16 protein-coding genes and 1 pseudogene are annotated in these 18,739 nt (G+C 51.2%); 13 read left to right on the forward strand and 4 right to left on the reverse strand.

Annotated elements, in window-relative coordinates:
- Positions 1-5: 5 nt before the first annotated feature.
- Positions 6-1,484: a tetratricopeptide repeat protein gene (locus P4D80_RS20085; protein WP_421655795.1), complete on the reverse strand. Its 1,479-nt coding sequence runs from the start codon at positions 1,482-1,484 to the stop codon at positions 6-8.
- A gap of 258 nt (positions 1,485-1,742) precedes the next feature.
- Between P4D80_RS20085 and purD the strand changes: the two genes are divergently transcribed.
- Together purD and nblS are read left to right on the forward strand one after the other, a co-directional pair.
- The gene (gene purD, locus P4D80_RS20090) at positions 1,743-3,035 is read left to right on the forward strand and encodes a phosphoribosylamine--glycine ligase (protein WP_421655796.1); all 1,293 of its coding nucleotides are present in this window, start codon (positions 1,743-1,745) and stop codon (positions 3,033-3,035) included.
- Between the two features lie 316 nt (positions 3,036-3,351).
- Positions 3,352-5,349, forward strand: a complete 1,998-nt coding sequence (gene nblS / locus P4D80_RS20095; protein ID WP_421655797.1) for a two-component system sensor histidine kinase NblS — start codon at positions 3,352-3,354, stop codon at positions 5,347-5,349.
- A 140-nt stretch (positions 5,350-5,489) separates the two neighbouring features.
- Here nblS and P4D80_RS20100 read toward each other — a convergent pair whose 3' ends face one another.
- The 3 genes from P4D80_RS20100 to P4D80_RS20110 form a co-directional block, all read right to left on the reverse strand.
- Entirely contained in the window at positions 5,490-5,714 is a 225-nt protein-coding gene (locus tag P4D80_RS20100) for a hypothetical protein (protein ID WP_421655798.1), read from the reverse strand.
- Positions 5,715-6,108: 394 nt separating this feature from the next.
- Entirely contained in the window at positions 6,109-6,264 is a 156-nt protein-coding gene (locus P4D80_RS20105; protein WP_421655799.1) for a hypothetical protein, read from the reverse strand.
- A 343-nt stretch (positions 6,265-6,607) separates the two neighbouring features.
- A complete protein-coding gene (locus tag P4D80_RS20110; RefSeq protein WP_421655800.1) occupies positions 6,608-9,970 on the reverse strand; it encodes a phycobilisome rod-core linker polypeptide in 3,363 nt (1,120 codons plus the stop codon).
- A gap of 489 nt (positions 9,971-10,459) precedes the next feature.
- Here P4D80_RS20110 and P4D80_RS20115 point away from each other — a divergent pair, with 489 nt between their 5' ends.
- The 11 genes and pseudogenes from P4D80_RS20115 to P4D80_RS20165 all read left to right on the forward strand — a co-directional run bounded on the left by P4D80_RS20115 (position 10,460) and on the right by P4D80_RS20165 (position 18,522).
- Positions 10,460-11,659 (forward strand): class I SAM-dependent methyltransferase, encoded by a 1,200-nt coding sequence (locus P4D80_RS20115; RefSeq protein WP_421655801.1) that lies wholly within the window; start codon positions 10,460-10,462, stop codon positions 11,657-11,659.
- A 132-nt stretch (positions 11,660-11,791) separates the two neighbouring features.
- Positions 11,792-12,196, forward strand: coding sequence for an ATP synthase subunit I (locus tag P4D80_RS20120; protein WP_421655802.1), 405 nt, complete (start codon positions 11,792-11,794; stop codon positions 12,194-12,196).
- 58 nt (positions 12,197-12,254) lie between these two features.
- Positions 12,255-13,004 carry a F0F1 ATP synthase subunit A gene (atpB, locus tag P4D80_RS20125; RefSeq protein WP_421655803.1) on the forward strand — a complete coding sequence of 250 codons (750 nt, stop codon included), beginning with the start codon at positions 12,255-12,257 and terminating at the stop codon, positions 13,002-13,004.
- 141 nt (positions 13,005-13,145) lie between these two features.
- Positions 13,146-13,391 (forward strand): ATP synthase F0 subunit C, encoded by a 246-nt coding sequence (gene atpE, locus P4D80_RS20130; protein ID WP_223048808.1) that lies wholly within the window; start codon positions 13,146-13,148, stop codon positions 13,389-13,391.
- A 170-nt stretch (positions 13,392-13,561) separates the two neighbouring features.
- Positions 13,562-13,996, forward strand: a pseudogene (locus P4D80_RS20135) (F0F1 ATP synthase subunit B'); the annotation flags it as partial.
- A gap of 115 nt (positions 13,997-14,111) precedes the next feature.
- A complete protein-coding gene (locus P4D80_RS20140; protein ID WP_421655804.1) occupies positions 14,112-14,672 on the forward strand; it encodes a F0F1 ATP synthase subunit B in 561 nt (186 codons plus the stop codon).
- Positions 14,672-15,229 (forward strand): ATP synthase F1 subunit delta, encoded by a 558-nt coding sequence (gene atpH / locus P4D80_RS20145; RefSeq protein ID WP_421655805.1) that lies wholly within the window; start codon positions 14,672-14,674, stop codon positions 15,227-15,229. The genes P4D80_RS20140 and atpH overlap by 1 nt, the downstream gene beginning before the upstream one ends.
- Before the next feature lie 107 nt (positions 15,230-15,336).
- Complete coding sequence (gene atpA / locus P4D80_RS20150) at positions 15,337-16,854, forward strand: F0F1 ATP synthase subunit alpha (RefSeq protein WP_421655806.1); 1,518 nt, start codon at positions 15,337-15,339, stop codon at positions 16,852-16,854.
- 157 nt (positions 16,855-17,011) lie between these two features.
- Complete coding sequence (locus P4D80_RS20155; RefSeq protein WP_421655807.1) at positions 17,012-17,962, forward strand: F0F1 ATP synthase subunit gamma; 951 nt, start codon at positions 17,012-17,014, stop codon at positions 17,960-17,962.
- Between the two features lie 26 nt (positions 17,963-17,988).
- The gene (locus tag P4D80_RS20160) at positions 17,989-18,315 is read left to right on the forward strand and encodes a 2Fe-2S iron-sulfur cluster-binding protein (protein WP_421655808.1); all 327 of its coding nucleotides are present in this window, start codon (positions 17,989-17,991) and stop codon (positions 18,313-18,315) included.
- A gap of 15 nt (positions 18,316-18,330) precedes the next feature.
- Positions 18,331-18,522 carry a hypothetical protein gene (locus tag P4D80_RS20165; RefSeq protein WP_421655809.1) on the forward strand — a complete coding sequence of 64 codons (192 nt, stop codon included), beginning with the start codon at positions 18,331-18,333 and terminating at the stop codon, positions 18,520-18,522.
- The last annotated feature ends 217 nt before the right edge of the window (positions 18,523-18,739 follow it).

Below are 18,739 nucleotides of genomic sequence, written 5' to 3' on the forward strand. Positions count from 1 at the left end.
GAATTTCACTGACTTGACTGCTTAGAAACCTGCTGGATCTGAGCCGTGAAGTAGTCTTCCCGGTATTTCAACTGTCTTGCCAGTGCCAACCCCCTCTGAAACGCAGTGATTGCTTGTGGGTAGGCTTTGCGCGAGACGTAAATTTTGCCGATCTGGTCGTAGGCATCCATCATGCCGTAGACATTGTAAGCCTGCTGCTCCACTCCCACCAGAAAGTTGTAAACCCGCAGGGCGGCATCCAGACGGTTGTTATCGAGATAGAGAACGCCGAGTTTTTTCAACGCATCGCTGGCATAACCGAGTTGCAACAAGGGTTGGGCGAGCTGGTAGGCTGCCTGATAGTTCCGTTCGGCTAAATCGAGCCGGGAAATGGTAGTGTAATTGTCGGCAATTTTAATCCGAAGGGCAGGAATCGGTTTGGGATCATTCAGTTTTTGATAGAGGCTAATCAGTTGCTCCTGATAGGGAATGGCCTGGGCAGGTTCTTTTGCCTGTTCGTGAATATAAGCCAGTTGGGTAAGATAGACAATTTCGTTAGGGCTATCTTTCCTGGCCCTCGCCCTGGCCAGCAACTGATTGTAGGTTTCCGCCGCCTTGGGATAGTTAAACCAGTTCAGGTAAAGCTGTCCCAGCGTTACTAAGGTGCTTTCAATCTTCTTCTCATCTTTCCGCTGCCTTGCTTCTACCAACAACAACTCGTACACTGCGACGGCAGATTGATGCAGGCGAACTTGCTGATAGGCGATACCCAGGGCATCTAACAGTGCTACCCGATCGGCAACATTGGCTCTGCTGAGGCTGACGTTATTGCCCAACCCAGGAGTGGGAGCTTTAGCCTGGGCAAAGATCTGATCCAGTCGCTCGGTGATCCATCGCACCTGGGGAGTATCATTTTCTTGCCAGGCGGCGGCGCCTACTCGACCTAGAGCTTTGACTTCCTCGACTGGCCCCAGGTATCGCCGCAGACGCAACTCCCGGTTCCAGGTTTCGAAGGCTCCAACGCGATCGCCCGCCTTCAGTTGCGCGGCTGCCTGGGCATCCAACTGATTCAACTGGGGAATCAACCGTTTGCGTTCTGCCGGAGTCAGGGATCGGCTGTCAGCCCCCTTTGGCAAAAGTGGGTCAGGAACTTTGAGTTCCAACGGGTTGGGAGGAAACTCATCTTTTCTGGAAGCAGGTTTTTCCTGTTCCAGAGGGGGAATGGCTTCAAGGGGTTCGTTAGGGGCTGGTTGATCGGTAGGATCGGTTGGACGGATTGGATTGGTGCGATCGCTTTCAGCCTCACCGGGTTGGGGGGGAAGATTGGGTTCTGGTTGGGGAGGTTGTCCCGGTGGCCCAGTCTGAATCGGTTGGTCGAACTGAGCCAGTGTTTGCGCTGCTGGGAGCCAACATCCCAACAGCACCAGCACCCCAATTAAGTTACGGTACCTGTGTGATCGCCCCATCCGCTTCACTCCAAAACCCATCAATCCAAAACCAATCATGCACTTATAGCAATGCTATCTGGATTGGGAACGGACTTCCCTACTGGGAAAGCCTTTCCCAACGCTCCTTTTTCAAAATGATCCGGAACTGCTGTATGACAGATGGTCGGTGCAAAGGGCAAAAAGAGCAGCAGCCAATTGTTTTGACCTTTTCATCCTTCCAGGTGACTATTCCATAATAGGAGCATGACATAATTGATTGCATTTGGCTGAGTGCTGTTGGCTCAGTCGTTTTTTATAATCAGACGGAAAACCATTGTGAAAGTTCTGGTAGTTGGCAGTGGCGGTCGGGAACATGCCCTCGCCTGGAAACTCCTGCAATCCCCTAAGGTGCAGCAGGTGACTTGTGTTCCTGGCAATGGTGGCACGGCGTCCATGAAGCGATGCCAAAATCTAGCACTGGGTGTGAACGACTTTGAGGGAATTGCCCGTTTTGCCCTGGTGAATGGGATTTCCCTGGTGGTGGTTGGTCCTGAAGTACCCCTGGCGGCTGGAATTACCGATTTTCTGAATGGGCAAGGGTTAACGGTGTTTGGACCAACCCGGGCTGGAGCCCAAATTGAAGCAAGTAAAGCATGGGCGAAGGCACTCATGCTAGAGGCCAGGATTCCCACTGCTCGAGCAGCTGTATTCAACGAAGAGAAGGCAGCAATATCCTACGCGCGGTCTGAAGGTGTGCCAATTGTGGTCAAGGCCGACGGGTTAGCAGCTGGAAAAGGTGTGACTGTGGCATTAGCGCTGGACGAGGCAGAAGCCGCGATCACCGCTGCTTTCGGGGGGCACTTTGGTGAGGCTGGGAAGCTGGTGGTGATTGAAGAATGCCTCAGGGGGCAGGAAGCCTCGGTTCTGGCCCTGACCGATGGGGTGACCATTCGCCCCCTGCTGCCCGCCCAGGACCACAAGCGAATTGGTGAAGGCGATACTGGACCCAACACCGGTGGTATGGGAGCCTATGCTCCTACTCCTATTGTCACCCCGGAACTGATGCAACGGATCCAGGCAGAGATTTTGGAACCCGCGATCGCCACCCTCCAGAAACACCGAATCGATTATCGAGGTGTTCTCTATGCAGGGCTAATGATCACCCCCCAAGGAGACCCCAAAGTAATTGAATTCAACTGCCGCTTTGGTGACCCCGAAACCCAGGCCGTGCTACCTCTGCTTGAAACACCTTTGGAAGATCTGTTACTCGCCTGCGCCCAGCAACGCCTGGCAGATATGCCCCCCCTGACCTGGAAGCCAGGAGCTGCCGCCTGCGTTGTTATAGCGGCTGGAGGCTACCCCGGCTCCTTCAAAAAAGGCTCCCCCATCACGGGCATTGACAATGCCGAAGCCCAAGGAGCTCTGGTTTTCCATGCAGGTACCCAACTCAAGCAACAAAACCTCGTCACCGATGGCGGTAGAGTTCTGGGCGTAACTGCAATAGGAGAGACCTTTGATGAAGCGATCGCCCAGGCCTATGCTGCCGTCCATTGTATTCACTTCGACGACATGTACTATCGACGAGACATTGGTTACCAGGTGAAGACCGCGCGATCGAACGCCAGTTAACATATAGTAGTTAGTACTTAGTTGTTAGCGGTTAGTTAAGTGAGGGGTGAGGGGGAGTGATAGAGTGACGGATTGATAAGGTCAGGTTTCTTTAATTCCATCCAGGTTTCTTTAATTCCATCATTCCATTCCTCCATCATCATTCACTCCTCCACTTCATTTCTCCATCACTCCCTCATCCATCCACTTCATTACTCCGTTACTTCATTCCTCATCCACTCCCTACCCCCTTTCAAGACCCTTGCTCGCTCTCCTGCAAAAGATCAGAGAAACTATTGCTAATTGGTGGTCGGAGTTTACCCTCCAGACCAAGTTGATGGCCGCGGCAACCCTTGTGGTATCTCTGGTTATGAGCGGCTTGACCTTTTGGGCAGTCAATACTATCCAGCAAGATGCCCGCCTTAACGACACCCGTTTTGGTCGCGATCTGGGCTTGCTGCTGGCAGCCAACGTCGCTCCTCTGGTGGGAGAAAACAATCGCACTGAATTGGCTCGCTTTTCCCACCGCTTTTACAGCAGCACGTCTAGCATTCGCTACATGCTCTACGCCGATGAAGAAGGCAACATCTTTTTTGGCATTCCCTTCTCCGAGTCCGAAGTTCAAAACTCCCTCACTATTCGCCGCAAGATTCACTTGCCAGAGAATTACGCTGAACACAGCGACCTGCCAATGGTGCGGCAGCATCTAACCCCCGATGGGGAAGTGACAGATGTCTTTGTGCCCTTGATTTATGAAGGGCAATACAAAGGAGTGCTGGCGATTGGGACTAACCCTAATCCCACAGTCGTCACTTCTTCTCACCTGACACGGGATGTGACGATCGCTGTCTTTGTCTCCATCTGGGTGATGGTAATTCTGGGGGCAGTGTTCAATGCCCTCACCATTACCAAGCCCATTAAAGAACTCCTGGTCGGAGTTAAAAATATCGCCTCTGGCAACTTCAAACAACGGGTTGATCTTCCTCTAGGGGGTGAACTGGGCGAACTGATTGCTAGTTTTAATGAAATGGCAGAGCGCCTGGAGCGATATGAAGAACAAAACATTGAAGAACTCACTGCCGAAAAAGCCAAGCTAGAAACCCTGGTTTCCACCATTGCTGATGGTGCTGTTCTGCTGGATACAGACCTCCAGGTGATTCTGGTTAATCCGACTGCCCGCCGCTTGTTTGGTTGGGAGGGAAAGCCCGTTGAGGGCACCAATATCCTTTATCTCCTACCCGCTGCTGTGCAAACTGAGATTACTCGCCCTCTGTATCAAATCGCCAAGGGGGAACTGAGGGAAGGGGCCGAGTTCCGGATTTCGTTAAAGAATCTGGGCGATCGCACCGTCCGCATTCTCCTCACAACCGTGCTGGATTTGGCCCGCGAGAACGTAAGGGGCATCGCTATGACGGTGCAGGACATTACCCGCGAGGCCGAGCTAAACGAAGCCAAGAGCCAGTTCATCAGCAATGTGTCCCACGAGTTGAGAACGCCCTTATTCAACATCAAATCCTTCATTGAGACTCTGTATGAATATGGCGATGACCTCAGCCATGAGGAGCGGTGTGAATTTCTGGAAACCGCGAATCGAGAAACTGATCGTCTCACTCGCCTGGTGAATGATGTGCTGGATCTGTCCCGGCTGGAGTCTTGCAAACTCTACCAGATGGAAGCAGTGGACCTAGCACAACCCATTGAGCAGACCCTACGTACCTACCAGCTCAATGCCAGAGATAAAGGAATTGAACTGATTCAAGACGTTGAACCTGACTTACCTCCTGTTGTGGGGCACTACGACTTGTTGCTTCAGGTTTTCACAAATTTGGTGGGTAATGCCTTGAAATTTACCGAACCCGGCGGCAAAGTCGCTATGCGAGCCTATTTGTTGGGTGAGAAACAATCATCTGCCGAGAAACCAAACGCCAACCCATTCCTACTGCCGCCTGCTGACTTCTCCCCCATCAGTGACCCATCCGGTGATCTGAATGACCCGCCCAAATTCGTTCGAGTGGAAGTTGCCGACACTGGGATTGGCATCGATCCCGAAGATCAGGAAGCTATTTTTGATCGATTCTTCCGGGTTGAAAACCGGGTTCATACCCTGGAAGGTACTGGTTTGGGGCTGTCCATTGTCCGAAACATCGTCGAAAAGCACCGCAGCCGGGTGCATCTGGTCAGCGAAGTCGGTAAGGGAACCACCTTCTGGTTTGATCTCAAAGTCTATCAAGAACAGCCGGTTACTAACCCTCCAGAAAATGGCAACGCAAATCAGCCAGAAGTTCTCTTGCCCGTCGATGCTTCTAATATCGAACCCCTGTCTCCTGTCACCTGACCCTGTTGCCGTCGCTTATTCTATACTGCTTCATGGTCGATGCCTAACTCGCGTAATTTTGCAGCTAATCGTTCAACTTGCTGCCGCTCCTGCTGAACCTGTTGTCGCTCTTGCTCTAGGCGTTCACCAGCAGTCGGGGTCTAGTTTTCTGTTGCATCGTACCAGCGCAACCAGAGCCGCTCCATTCCGTGATAGCGTCCCCGCCAGAGTCCTAAACCAAGCTCCAGAGTTGGCATCCAGAACCCAGGGGTTTGCAAATTCAATTCGGTGTAGCGATCAGCCTGCAATGTAAAAAAAAGATTTAAGTCACTGGCAGTAAGGACCTCGTCTGAGGAGTAGGTCTGCAGTTGAAAGGTTTCGTCCAACAGCCGCGGTTGCCATAGGTGAAGCTAGTCCGGCAAACCAGGTTCCCTCCGGATCTTCACTAGGCCGATCATACATCATTGGCAAAAATTCTTTTGCAGGACGCGGTGGATCAGTCTGGTATAGCGGTAGTCATTATTATGTTTAGGATGGGGTGCAGGGGTGGAACCCCTGGCTGGGGGCGAAGCCCCCACTCCCTCTCTAATTCCAATGTCCTAATGCACCCGCGTAGAGCTATAGTTGGTAGACCTCCAAGCGAACACTACTACTGCCGTGGCGTAGTACCCGCCCAATCAAGGGAATGGCACATCCCCGGTACTGAATCGATCTGCGAATCGGGCAGAACTCGTCCCATAACATCGTCGTGTCTTCAATTAAGGTAATTTCAGAAACGCCTCACTGGGCTAATGCGGCTGCAAGCAGCGGACTGTAGTAGGCTCTTTGGACATGGATGCGGCTATTGGGCAACCAGCGACTGAACGGCGTGGATGGCTTTGGGCGAATTTTGCTCGACTCTGCACGTAAACACCCCATTGGGTCTGGCTGATGCATTCACTACAAATCAGTTCACCATCCACAAATCAGTTCACCATCCAAATCAGGGGTTGCAGATGCCGTTGATCAGCCCATTGAGTGGATTGACCCAGAAGGTCCCATAGCTGGGGAGGTTCGCATGGTTCAGTTGTGTTTGGGTGGTAACTTTCATACTAATCTGCGAGTGCCCTTTTACTAAGGGCTTAGCCTCCCTCCTTTTCAAGTTTTGTCAGTCAATTAGAGTCAAAACTCAGAATTCATCCATCCTCCACCCCATCACACTTCTAACTAAAAAAGTTAGGAGAGAAAGGTACTCTGCCCTCTCTCTCCTGACTCATATCTTCTTATTTTCAATCAACAACTACACCAGACCGTTATCTACCTTGACACTGCCCAGGTAGTTTCCATCCGACAGGGTGGGGAAGCGTTTGTAAGGAACCGTGTCGTTGCCAAAGTACAAATTGTACTCAGACCCATCCACGATCGCATTCACCGTCACCTTCAATCCACTGTCAGTCAACAACTTGTTGTACTGGAAGATTTCCAACTGGGTAGCAGGTGCCCGACCCAAGAGGTGCCGGAACAGGAATTCAACCGCCTTGCCAGTGGGGTACGGCGCACAGAAACGGGTCTGGTAAGCATCTGAGCTAGCCAGAGCCCGGACAAATTCCTTCACAGAAAGGTTGTTGTTGAGGAGTGCAGCTTCCAGTTCCCGCTGACGGAATGATTCAGGAATTGAACCACTCGCCAAATCCATCACCTGACAGTAAATGGCATTGACCACCTGCTCTGCCTCAATAGAGGACATACCAGGGTTGAGACGATAGATGCGTGAAGGCTTTTGGGAGGTACTTCCAGCAGCTTGCACATCCACAGCACTGGAAGAACGGCCCAGCCCAACATAGGCCGGTTCACCATTGGCTTTCGCACTTTCGGCGATCGCCTTGCCCGTCAACGGTAGTTTAGCCGTGTCCACACTTGAGTGAGTCGGCTCAAAGCTGGGCACAACCAGTTCCTTATCCTGCTTGGTCAGTTTGCTATAAAGCCGCTGAGTATTGGGATAGTTGGCCGCGGGTAGGGTCAGATAACGGTTGTAAGGCACCGTATCTTCGCCAAACGCCTGCCCATACTCCTCACTGCTCACCATAGCCTGAATAAAGCCGCGCAAACCCTGGGTTGCCAGAATCTGATTGTACTTACGAATTTCAGCCTGATCTAACGGTGCCCGTCCCAGGAAGTGCTTGGTCCCCAGCTCAATCACCTTGGTGTTGGGATAGGGAGTATAGAACTCCTTGGTATAGAGGCTAGAGGTACCCAGTGCCTCAACGAATTCTTTAACCGTAATGTCGCCATTGCTCAACTGGGTTTCCAGCACTGTGAACTCGTTCTTCACGATGTAGGGAGCAATATCCCGCTCGAAGATCTGCCGGTAAGCAGCACCAATTACCGTCTTCAGATTAGCCTTGTCTACCAGGTTGGTTAACTTGAAGATCTTCGTCTGTTCCCGCTTCTTCGTGACACCTTGAGCAATACGGAACTGAACATCGGGCTCAGTCCGGGTTTCCGTAACCTGACCCAGTTCAATAAAGCGGGGTGTACCCTCCGCCTGGACTTTGACAGCCTTTTCAGCCGCACTGCCAACCCGCATATTCCGCAGAGCAAGACCAGCAGGAGTGAGATAACGCTCGTAGGGAACCGTATCTTCTCCAAAGGCTTCAGAGTACTCAACACTGTCAATAATTGCATCAATCAGAGCGTAGAACCCTTGCTTGGCGCAGATATCGAAGTATTTGTTGGTTTCCTGCCGTCCATAGGTTGGACGTCCCAACAACCGACGATGAATGTACTCAACCGCCTTCATCACGTAGAGCGGTGTCCAATACATGCTGCGGAATACATTTGATTTCGCCAGTGCTCGGATGAATTCTCGCACCGTAATTTCGCCGTTCTCCAGCTTAATCTCGGCTACGCTCTGGCGTTGACCTTCATAAACCTCCCGCCCAAACACTTGCAAGTATGCTGCCCGGATAACTGCCTGAGTCGAGCTTTCGGAGAATTTGACGCTAACACCTTTGGGTGAAGCTGTTTTGACACTCTCTCCAAATAGACCGCGCCGGGAAATACCACCAAAGCTGGGAATTTGGTCAAGCTTAAACACTTTGGGACCCAGGCTACCCGGTGCAACCCCCCTGGCTCCTGGATTGCCAGTCTGGTTGTTAATGCCAGGGCCACGAGCAATCAAAATCCGTCGGGTATCTTTGCCGAAGGGAGCAGGGCTTGCACTGGGATTGCGAGTCTCTTTCGGGAAGATGGCTCCGAATTGGATTTCCAGCGAGTCATTGCCAGAACCGTAAACATGCTGGTCAGGCAGGGGGCGATCGTAAGCCGCAAAGGTGGTAATAAATTGAGGTACCTTGCGGAAGGGGGCGCTGTAGTTAAACAGGTCTTGCTGGGGTCCCCAGTTGCGGCACTCTTGCGCCTCCTGACCTAAGCCACGTAAGTAAGGAACTGTCTCTTCACCAAAGTAATCTGCGTATTCCTGGGAATCAACCAGAGCATCCACCAGCGCTGATAAACCACCACTAGAAACGATGCTGAAGTACTTCTGGACCTCTTCACGGCTGCTTGGACCACGTCCCAGAATGTGACGGAAAGCCAGTTCCAACGCCCGACTATTGATGTAGGGCTCAAAGAAGTTTTTGCGGTAAAGAGGGGACTTAGCCAGACGACGAATGAACTCCTTCATGGAGATATCGCCATTCTTAACCTTCGATTCCAGATCGGACAGGCTGAGTGAATAGGCACGGGTGATATCTCGTTCAAATACCTGCCGATAGGCCGCTCTCACCACTTCATTTTTTTCAGATGGCGAAAGCCCTGGCTTCATCACGAATTTTTGCCGCCGCTCAGCAGCCAGGTAGTAGATCTGGGGCAACTGGAGTCCCTGCAAGTCAGGTGAAGGACGCTGACGCAGCTTATCAGATGGTGTGGGCGCTTTGAACTCGGTGATGATGACATCCATGTACTGGCCCACGATTGCCTCAGCCTCCGCGTCTCCGCGAACATAGCTAAGTGCGGCCGACTTCATTTCCTGGAGTGCCACCAGGGTCGCTTCACCGGAACAGGCTCGCTCAATAATTTCCCGCAAACCGCGGGTGTTGACTGCCAGAATGTTGGGATCCCCAGCCACGATCGCATAGGTTGCGTAGCGCAGGAACCAGCTCAGGTCCCGCAGCGACTTCGCCATGTTACTGGGACCGTAGCGAGAAACGTTGATCGGTCTAAAGTTAGGCGGAATAACCACCTCACTGGAAACGGTAAAGAGCGATCGCAAACCGCCTAGCACACCACTAGGTGCAGGCCCACCACCGGCACCGACATAGGTTGCAGTTCCCAATCGAGCGGCCTCCCGCGTGTCTAACACAACACCGGCTAGCGTTTTCGCAGGTTCTTCGACAGGTGGCTTCTCCAAATAAGACATTGGAGAACCACCCACAAAGATGCGGTTGGCTGCCCGGGACACAATAAGATCGGAATTCCTTGTAAGTGTTTCTGCAATCGCCAAGCGCTTTGCGCCAGAGCCGAAATAGCTTAAAAGTTCATCCAGTTCTCCCTTCGCCAGGAAGCGGTCTTGTTGCTCGGCCTGGGAAATGGTTGATACTGGTAGGGTTTGATAAAGGTTTGGGCGCGCAACTGAGCTTCCACCACTTGCTCTAACAGTCATTGGATTTCAAAAGCTCCCTTATACAGATTGTGACCGTGTTAAATCTGACCAGAGTGTCACCTGGCAACCTTCATTAAAGCCTTCTTCTATCAGAAGAAGACATTTTATGAACCCGAACAGTGACGGCACGGGGTCAACCAGTTCAATATTCAGGTTAAAACGATTCGGTTCTACCACTCGTTTTATTAAAAAGTATGTAGAGCCCAACCGCTCGATTTATCGTCAGATCATAGAGGAAAGGGGGGACATTGCTGAGAAGTTGTAAAGGTTTTGTTACAAATTGGAGGAGGGAATCAGGGGGTGGGGAATGGGGAGGTAGGGGATGGGGAGGTAGTGTGATGGGGTGGATGGGTGGATGAGTTTTGAGCGCTGAGGACTGACCCCTATTCCCTACCCCTTACCTCCTGATCCCCTATCCCTACCTCCCCTTATCCCCTGTCCCCCATACCTTGTACCCTTGTACCCTGTACCTTCCTTCACTTCATCCCTATGACTAACGCTCAGACTGTTAGTGCTGCTGTTGCAAAACTTTACGATACCTATCCGTTTCCCCCAGAGCCTCTCCTGGATGAACCTCCTCCAGGGTACAACTGGCGCTGGAACTGGCAGGCGGCTTACAGTTTTTGTACTGGGCGGATGCCTGCAAAACAGGTGATTCGGATTCTGGATGCGGGTTGCGGTACCGGAGTGGGAACCGAGTATCTGGTGCATCTCAATCCCCAGGCGCAGGTGGTTGGCATTGATTTAAGTTCAGGTGCCTTGGAGGTGGCAAGGGAGCGGTGCCGTCGCTCTGGAGCTGATCGGGTTGAGTTTCATCACCTCAGTTTGTATGAGGTTGACCAGCTTGCGGGAGAGTTTGATCTGATTAATTGTGTGGGAGTGCTGCACCACCTGCCTGAACCGATTCGGGGAATTCAAGCGCTGGCTGCCAAACTGGCACCCGGTGGGCTGCTGCATATTTTTGTCTATGCCGAACTGGGGCGGTGGGAAATTAAGCTGATGCAGGAGGCGATCGCCCTTCTCCAGGGAGATAAGCGAGGGGACTACCAGGATGGGGTGAAAGTGGGGCGGCAAATTTTTGCTGCGCTACCTGAAACCAATCGTCTGGTGAAGCGGGAGAAGGAGCGGTGGTCGCTGGAGAACCATCGGGATGAATGCTTTGCCGATATGTATGTCCATCCCCAGGAAATTGACTACACCATCGATACCCTGTTTGAGTTAATTGAGGCATCTGGGCTGAAGTTTCTGGGTTTCTCCAATCCTCAATCCTGGGAGTTGGAGCCATTACTGGGTAAAGAACCTGAGCTGATGGCACGGGTCGAAGGATTGAGCGATCGCCAGCGCTATCGGCTCGTTGAACTTCTCAATTCTGAAAACATTACCCACTACGAATTCTTCCTGGGACGTCCCCCTCTCCCCCACCACGATTGGGCCCTTGATGAAGATCTGTTAACAGCCATCCCGGATCGAAATCCCTGTATGAATGGCTGGCCTAGTCAATGCCTACTCAACGAAGACTATCAGGTAGTCAATCTTTCCCCAGAAATGTTTCAGTTTCTTCAAGCTTGCGACGCCAATTCAGAGCGGAAGACAGTTCAGGATCTCCTGGCAACCATCCCGCTAGAGCTGGCCTCTGTCAGAGAATTACTGACTCAGCGAATGATTATTTTGACTCCAGGTTCACGTTAAGTATTATTACTCTCTGCGTGATATGATCTTCATGGTCTGAAGCATGCGCGGTAGCTCAAGGATTCAAATACTGAATCCAGGTTAATCGCGGCTTAAGGGTGTGAGCCTTCGCTTTCTAAACCACTGTCTGTTATGAGCGACCTGTCACAGTCCAACACTCCCTCTGGGAAGACAAGCGCCTCGATGCTGGAGTTCTATCAACTCCAGCAAGAGTTGCTAATGATCACACTGGCATTGACCGGGATAATCTTCTTGTTTGTCTGGATTTTTTACTCACTCAACATCGCTCTGAATTATTTATTAGGAGCGTGCACAGGTGTGGTTTACTTGAAAGTGTTGGCTAGAAACGTCGAGCGTCTGGGTCAGGATCGTAAACGAATCGGTAAATCCCATCTAGCAATTTTTATTGGGTTGATTATAGTGGCAACTCAGTGGAATCAGCTACATGTGATGCCGGTTTTTTTAGGATTTCTTACCTATAAAGGAACGCTCCTCATCTATATGTTTCGTAGCCTGATGCCGCCTGACTCGCGCTAGTCGGGCAGTGCCAGGATTTAACGCTCCTTAAACCTTTGGGGAAACCGCTCAGAGTCCAATGTTAAGTTTTCTCGCTACTCCCATACTTCCGCTTGCCAGTCTGGAGGTAGGGCATCACTTTTACTGGCAAATTGGCGGTCTCAAAGTCCACGGGCAAGTTTTTATTGTTTCGTGGATTGTGATTGGCATTCTGTTGATCGCCTCTCTCCTGGCAACTCGAAATATCCAGCGAATTCCATCAGGCATGCAAAATTTGATGGAGTACGCGCTGGAATTTGTGCGGGAGATTGCTAAAAACCAACTGGGGGAGAAGGAATATCGCCCCTGGTTGCCATTTATTGGCACTCTGTTTTTATTCATCTTTGTTTCTAACTGGTCAGGTGCGCTGGTTCCCTGGAAGCTGATTAAGCTCCCAGAAGGGGAACTGGCAGCCCCAACCAACGATATCAACACGACGGTGGCACTCGCTTTACTGGTATCGCTGGCGTATTTCTACGCAGGTTTCAGTAAGAAAGGGCTTGGCTACTTTGCAAAGTATATTCAGCCAACTCCCGTCCTTTTGCCCATCGCCATCTTGGAAGACTTCACCAAACCCCTTTCACTCAGCTTCCGTTTGTTTGGAAACATCCTGGCGGATGAACTAGTGGTCGCGGTTTTAGTCCTTCTGGTGCCTCTGTTTGTTCCCCTGCCAGTGATGCTGCTGGGTCTGTTTACAAGTGCCATTCAGGCGCTGGTATTTTCGACCCTGGCGGGTGCCTACATTCACGAAGCGCTTGAAGGGCATGGAGAAGAGCATGAGGAGCACTAGTCCTCAGGAGTTTTGAGTTGTGAGTTCTAAGGTTTTGAGTCAGCCAAAGTTCAACTCAAAAGTTCAATTCAAAATTCAAAACTCAAAGTTGGCAACTCGTTTCTTAGTCCGTTTGTTTTGTTCATTAGAGGGAAAATTATCATGGATCCATTAGTTTCTGCTGCTTCTGTTCTGGCTGCTGCTCTGGCAATTGGTCTGGCAGCAATCGGTCCGGGTATTGGTCAGGGAAATGCTTCCGGTTCTGCCGTTGAAGGGATTGCTCGTCAGCCTGAAGCAGAAGGCAAGATTCGCGGTACCTTGCTGCTGACTCTGGCGTTCATGGAGTCCCTCACCATCTATGGTCTGGTGATTGCTCTGGTGCTTCTGTTCGCCAATCCCTTCTCGTAGGTAATCAAGGATAGGGAAATAGATGGTAGAGGGTGATTGGTGGTCAACGATGGGAGTTTGAATTGCAATCGCTGGTTGCTTCCTGTGGCCCGTCACCAATTACCCCTTACCCCTTTCTCTAGACGTTTAATCCATTTGCTCTAGCCAGATTACCTTCTACTGAAAGTCAGCAAGCAATGTTTGATTTTGATGCCACCCTGCCTTTGATGGCAGTTCAATTTCTACTCCTGACCGCCATCATGAATGTGGTTTTCTATAAGCCATTGATGAAGGCGATTGAGGATCGAAGCGAGTATATCCGGGCAAACGAAGCTGAGGCGCGAGAACGTCTGGCAAAGGCGGAAGCTCTGGCGCAGCAGTACCAGAAAGAGCTGGCGGAAACTCGTAAGCAATACCAGGCGACGATCGCTGCGGCTCAGGCAGATGCCCAGAAGCTTTCTGCTCAGAAAATTGCCGAAGCTCAGCAGGAAGCTCAGGCTCAGCGGGAGCAAGCTCAACGAGAGCTAGACCAGCAAAAGCAGGAAGCGATGAAAGCCTTAGAGCAACAGGTCGAATCCTTAAGTCGCCAAATTATAGACAAGCTTTTAGCGGGTGTTTCGTTGTAAGGGATGAGGCATTTGGGATGAGTGGTTGCAGTTGAAACGCTTTAATCAGTGCTACTAATCTCTTTTCCCACCCGACACCTAAACAAAGAAGAGCGCAGTTGTGGACATCGGAAATATGGGAATTTTTTTAAAGTTCGCGCTGGGGGTTCACCTGCTCGGTACCGAAGCGGCAGAAGCATCGGAGGGCAGTGGCTTTGGTCTCAACCTGGATATATTGGAGACCAATATTATTAACCTTGCGATTGTTATCGGAATTCTAATCTACTTTGGTCGAGGCTTTTTGGGTAAGGTTTTGGGCGATCGACGCTCAACCATTGAGGCCGCCATCCGGGAAGCGGAAAAACGTAAAAAAGATGCCGCAGCGGCCCTGGCAGATGAGCAACAGAAACTAGCGCAGGCTCAAACGGAAGCGGCCAAGATTCGGGCATCGGCTGAAGAAGCAGCAAAGGCAGCCACAGCTGCGATTCTGTCAAAAGCAGAAGAAGACATTCGCCGGATGCGCGAAAATGCTTCTCAAGATTTGGACAGAGAGCAGGAGCGAGTGATTCGAGAATTGCGGCAACGGGTGGTTGCCCTCGCTCTTCAAAAAGCCGAGTCGGAGCTCTCTTCCCGGCTAGACCCAGCGAAACAGCAAGAACTGGTTGATCGCAGCGTTTCACTCATAGGAGGCTCCTGATGAAAGAAGGTGGAATTGCATCGAGGATTGCAGATCCCTATGCAGAAGCGCTCATTTCACTGGCAAAAGACCAGAATCTGACCGACCAGTTTGGCGAAGATGTGAGTGGATTGCTGAGTCTGGTAGAAGAATCAGATCAACTTCGCTTATTTCTGGCAAGCCCGATTGTCGATTCGGAGGACAAGAAAGTTGTCCTTCAGCAAATCCTCGGCGAGCAGATTCATCCTCTGATGAATAATTTCCTGAAACTGCTGATTGATAATCGTCGGATTGCTTTTCTGCCGGAAATTTGCCAGCGGTATCTGGCGCTGTTGCGAGAACTGAAGCAAGCCGTTCTGGCAGAAGTCACATCCGTCATTGAGCTAACGGAAGAACAGAAACAGACTGTGCGAGATAAAGTGAAGCAACTGACGGGGGCCAGTGAAGTTGAACTAGAAACTCGACTTGACCCCTCCCTCATAGGCGGAGTTGTAATTCAGGTCGGTTCACAAATTTATGACCTGAGCCTGCGCGGGCAACTGCGGCGACTCTCCCTGCAACTCAACAGCACAGTTTAAAAGTTATGAGTTTTGAGTTATGAGGTTTGAGTTGGTTCATGAACTCATAATTCAAAATTCAAAATTCAAACCTTAAAACTCAACACACCCTCAAGAGAGCAACTCCCATGGTAAGTATCAAGCCCAATGAAATTAGCGATATTATTCGCAAGCAGATTGAGCAGTACGATCGCACGGTTAAAGTTTCTAACGTTGGTACCGTGTTGAGCGTTGGCGACGGTATCGCCCGCATCTATGGCCTGGATAAGGTGATGGCGAGCGAACTGTTGGAGTTTGAAGATGGCACGGTGGGTATCGCCCTTAACCTGGAAGAAGACAACGTTGGTGCGGTATTGATGGGCGAAGGTCTGGGGATTGAAGAAGGCAGTGCTGTGACCGCAACGGGCAGGGTTGCTCAGGTTCCCGTGGGTGAAGCCATGATTGGACGAGTTGTCGATGCGCTGGCCCGCCCAATTGATGACAAGGGCGAGATTCAAGCCTCCGAAACTCGCCTGTTAGAATCGCCCGCCCCTGGCATCATTGAGCGGAAGTCTGTGTATGAGCCGCTACAAACCGGGATTACCGCTATTGACTCCATGATTCCCATCGGTCGGGGGCAGCGTGAGTTGATCATTGGCGACCGTCAAACAGGTAAAACGGCGATCGCTGTAGACACCATCCTGAATCAGAAAGAAGAGAATGTGATTTGTGTGTATGTGGCGATTGGACAGAAAGCTTCAACGGTTGCCAACGTCGTCAACGTACTGACTGAAAACGGCGCAATGGATTACACCATTGTGGTTGCCGCCAACGCCAACGACCCTGCTGCCCTGCAATACCTGGCCCCTTACACGGGTGCCAGCCTGGCTGAGTACTTCATGTACAAAGGGCGGCATACCCTGGTGATTTACGATGACCTGTCAAAGCAGGCTCAAGCCTATCGCCAAATGTCCCTCTTGCTGCGTCGTCCGCCCGGTCGGGAAGCTTACCCTGGCGACGTTTTCTATCTCCACTCTCGCTTGCTAGAGCGGGCTGCTAAACTCAGTCCCGAACTGGGGGAGGGCAGCATGACTGCACTGCCCATTGTAGAAACCCAGGCCGGTGACGTTTCGGCGTACATTCCCACCAACGTTATTTCTATTACCGATGGTCAGATCTTTCTATCATCTGACCTGTTCAATGCTGGAATTCGTCCGGCGGTCAACCCCGGTATTTCCGTATCACGGGTCGGTTCTGCGGCTCAAACCAAAGCGATGAAGAAGGTTGCCGGTAAGGTGAAACTGGAACTCGCTCAGTTTGACGATCTGCAAGCCTTTGCCCAGTTTGCTTCTGACCTGGATCAGGCCACAAAAAACCAACTCGCCCGAGGTCAGCGTCTGCGCGAAATCTTAAAGCAGCCCCAGTATGCGCCCCTATCAGTCGCCGAACAGGTTGCGGCTATCTATTCCGGGATTAATGGATACCTGGATGATATTCCGACTGAAAAAGTTGTGGCTTTTCTCAAAGGGTTCCGTGAGTATCTGAAAACCAGTGCTTCCCGGTATGGGGAAATCATCCGTTCCGAAAAGCAACTGACCGAAGAAGCTGAAGGTATCTTGAAGAACGCCATCAGTGAGTACAAGAAAAACTTCTTGGCAACGGTCTAAATAGGGTTGAGGGTTGTCTAGGGCTTACGCAAGCCTCGGAGGTTTTAACCTGAAACTGCGCCTCTAACCCACATCGCGCTTAAACCTCCGAGGTTTTGGCAAAAGTAAGTCCTGAACTCAAAACTCAAAACTCAAAACTCAAAACTCCCTGAAAGTTATGCCAAATCTGAAAAGCATTCGCGATCGCATTCAGTCGGTCAAAAATACTCAGAAAATTACCGAAGCAATGCGTCTGGTTGCCGCCGCGAAAGTGCGCCGTGCCCAGGAGCAGGTGATTGCAACCCGTCCCTTTGCGGATCGGCTGGCCCAGGTTCTCTATGGGCTACAGTCCCGCTTGCGGTTTGAGGAAGCGAACTTACCCCTATTGCGGCGGCGGGATATCAAAAGGGTTGGATTGCTCGTTATTTCGGGCGATCGCGGCCTGTGCGGTGCCCACAACTCAAACGTGATCCGCCGTGCCGAAAACCGGGCCAAGGAGCTGAAAGCCGATGGTATTGACTACACCTACGTTCTGGTGGGTCGCAAAGCCATCCAATATTTTGAGCGGCGAAACCAGCCCATCGAAGCAACCTTCACAGGTTTGGAACAGATTCCAACAGCGGCAGATGCTTCTGGGATTGCCGACACATTGTTTGCTCTGTTTCTATCTGAGACGGTTGATAAGGTCGAGCTGGTCTATACCCGATTTGTGTCCTTAATTAGCTCCCGCCCGGTTATCCAGACCCTGCTTCCCCTCGACCCCCAGGGACTCGAAGATGCAGAAGACGAAATCTTCCGCTTAACAACCCGGGGTGGACAGTTCCAGGTAGAACGGGAAAAGGTTGCACCCAGCCAGCCTCAATCCTTCCCTCAGGATATGATCTTTGAACAAGATCCACTGCAAATCCTGGATGCTTTGCTACCGCTGTATCTCAACAACCAGCTTCTACGGGCAATGCAAGAGTCGGCGGCCAGTGAACTGGCCTCTCGGATGACGGCCATGAGTAATGCCAGCGACAACGCCAAGGAGTTGATCAGTAGCCTCACCCTCACCTATAACAAGGCTCGTCAGGCAGCTATCACTCAGGAAATTCTGGAAGTCGTTGGTGGTGCCAATGCTTTGCAGTAAAAAAAGGTAGTCAAGGGGCACGCTCTATGTCTCAAACCTATACGGTTGAAATTCACCACCAGGGCACAGTGCATACAATTCAGGTGCCTGCGGATCGCAAGATTTTAGAAGTTGCCGATGAAGCGGGCCTTGATTTGCCAAAATCCTGTACTGCAGGAGTATGCACTACCTGTGCCGCCCAGCTTCTGGAAGGGACAGTGGACCAAAGTGATGCCATGGGAATTGGTCCCGACTTGAAAAAGCAAGGCTATGCTTTACTTTGTGTTGCCTATCCCTGCTCAGATTTAAAGATTGAGACGGAAAAGGAGGAAACCGTTTACCAACTTCAGTTTGGGCAGTTTCAACAGAAGTAGCAGGCAAGAGAAACTATGACGACTCACTTCATCACGGCTGAAATCGACCTTCAGGAGTCTCCGGCAGAAATGCAACGGGCGATCACAACTGAACTGCAAAAACGGGGAGAACCCTTACGCTGGGCAATCACCAGGGTAGACGAAGCGCAACAACAGGTCACGGTCGAGGCCATTGTAACGGTGGCGGAGGAGCCAGCAAATCCGTAGGTTGAGCACCTGAATAAGACTGAATAAGACCTGAATAAGACATAGGGGGCGATCGCCGAAAATTAGCGATCGCCTCCAACGCCTTCAGCGTAAACTTCTGGGCCTCTGAGATGCCGGTGACTCCAGTGCAGTATTGCCTCTCCAAAGCAAATTGATAATTCTTTTGATTACTTTGATTACTGTCCAATCAACTGCTCTCATCCGTCGATTAGAGCGA

Source organism: Leptothermofonsia sp. ETS-13 (assembly GCF_049200465.1).
Classification (GTDB): domain Bacteria; phylum Cyanobacteriota; class Cyanobacteriia; order Leptolyngbyales; family Leptolyngbyaceae; genus Leptothermofonsia.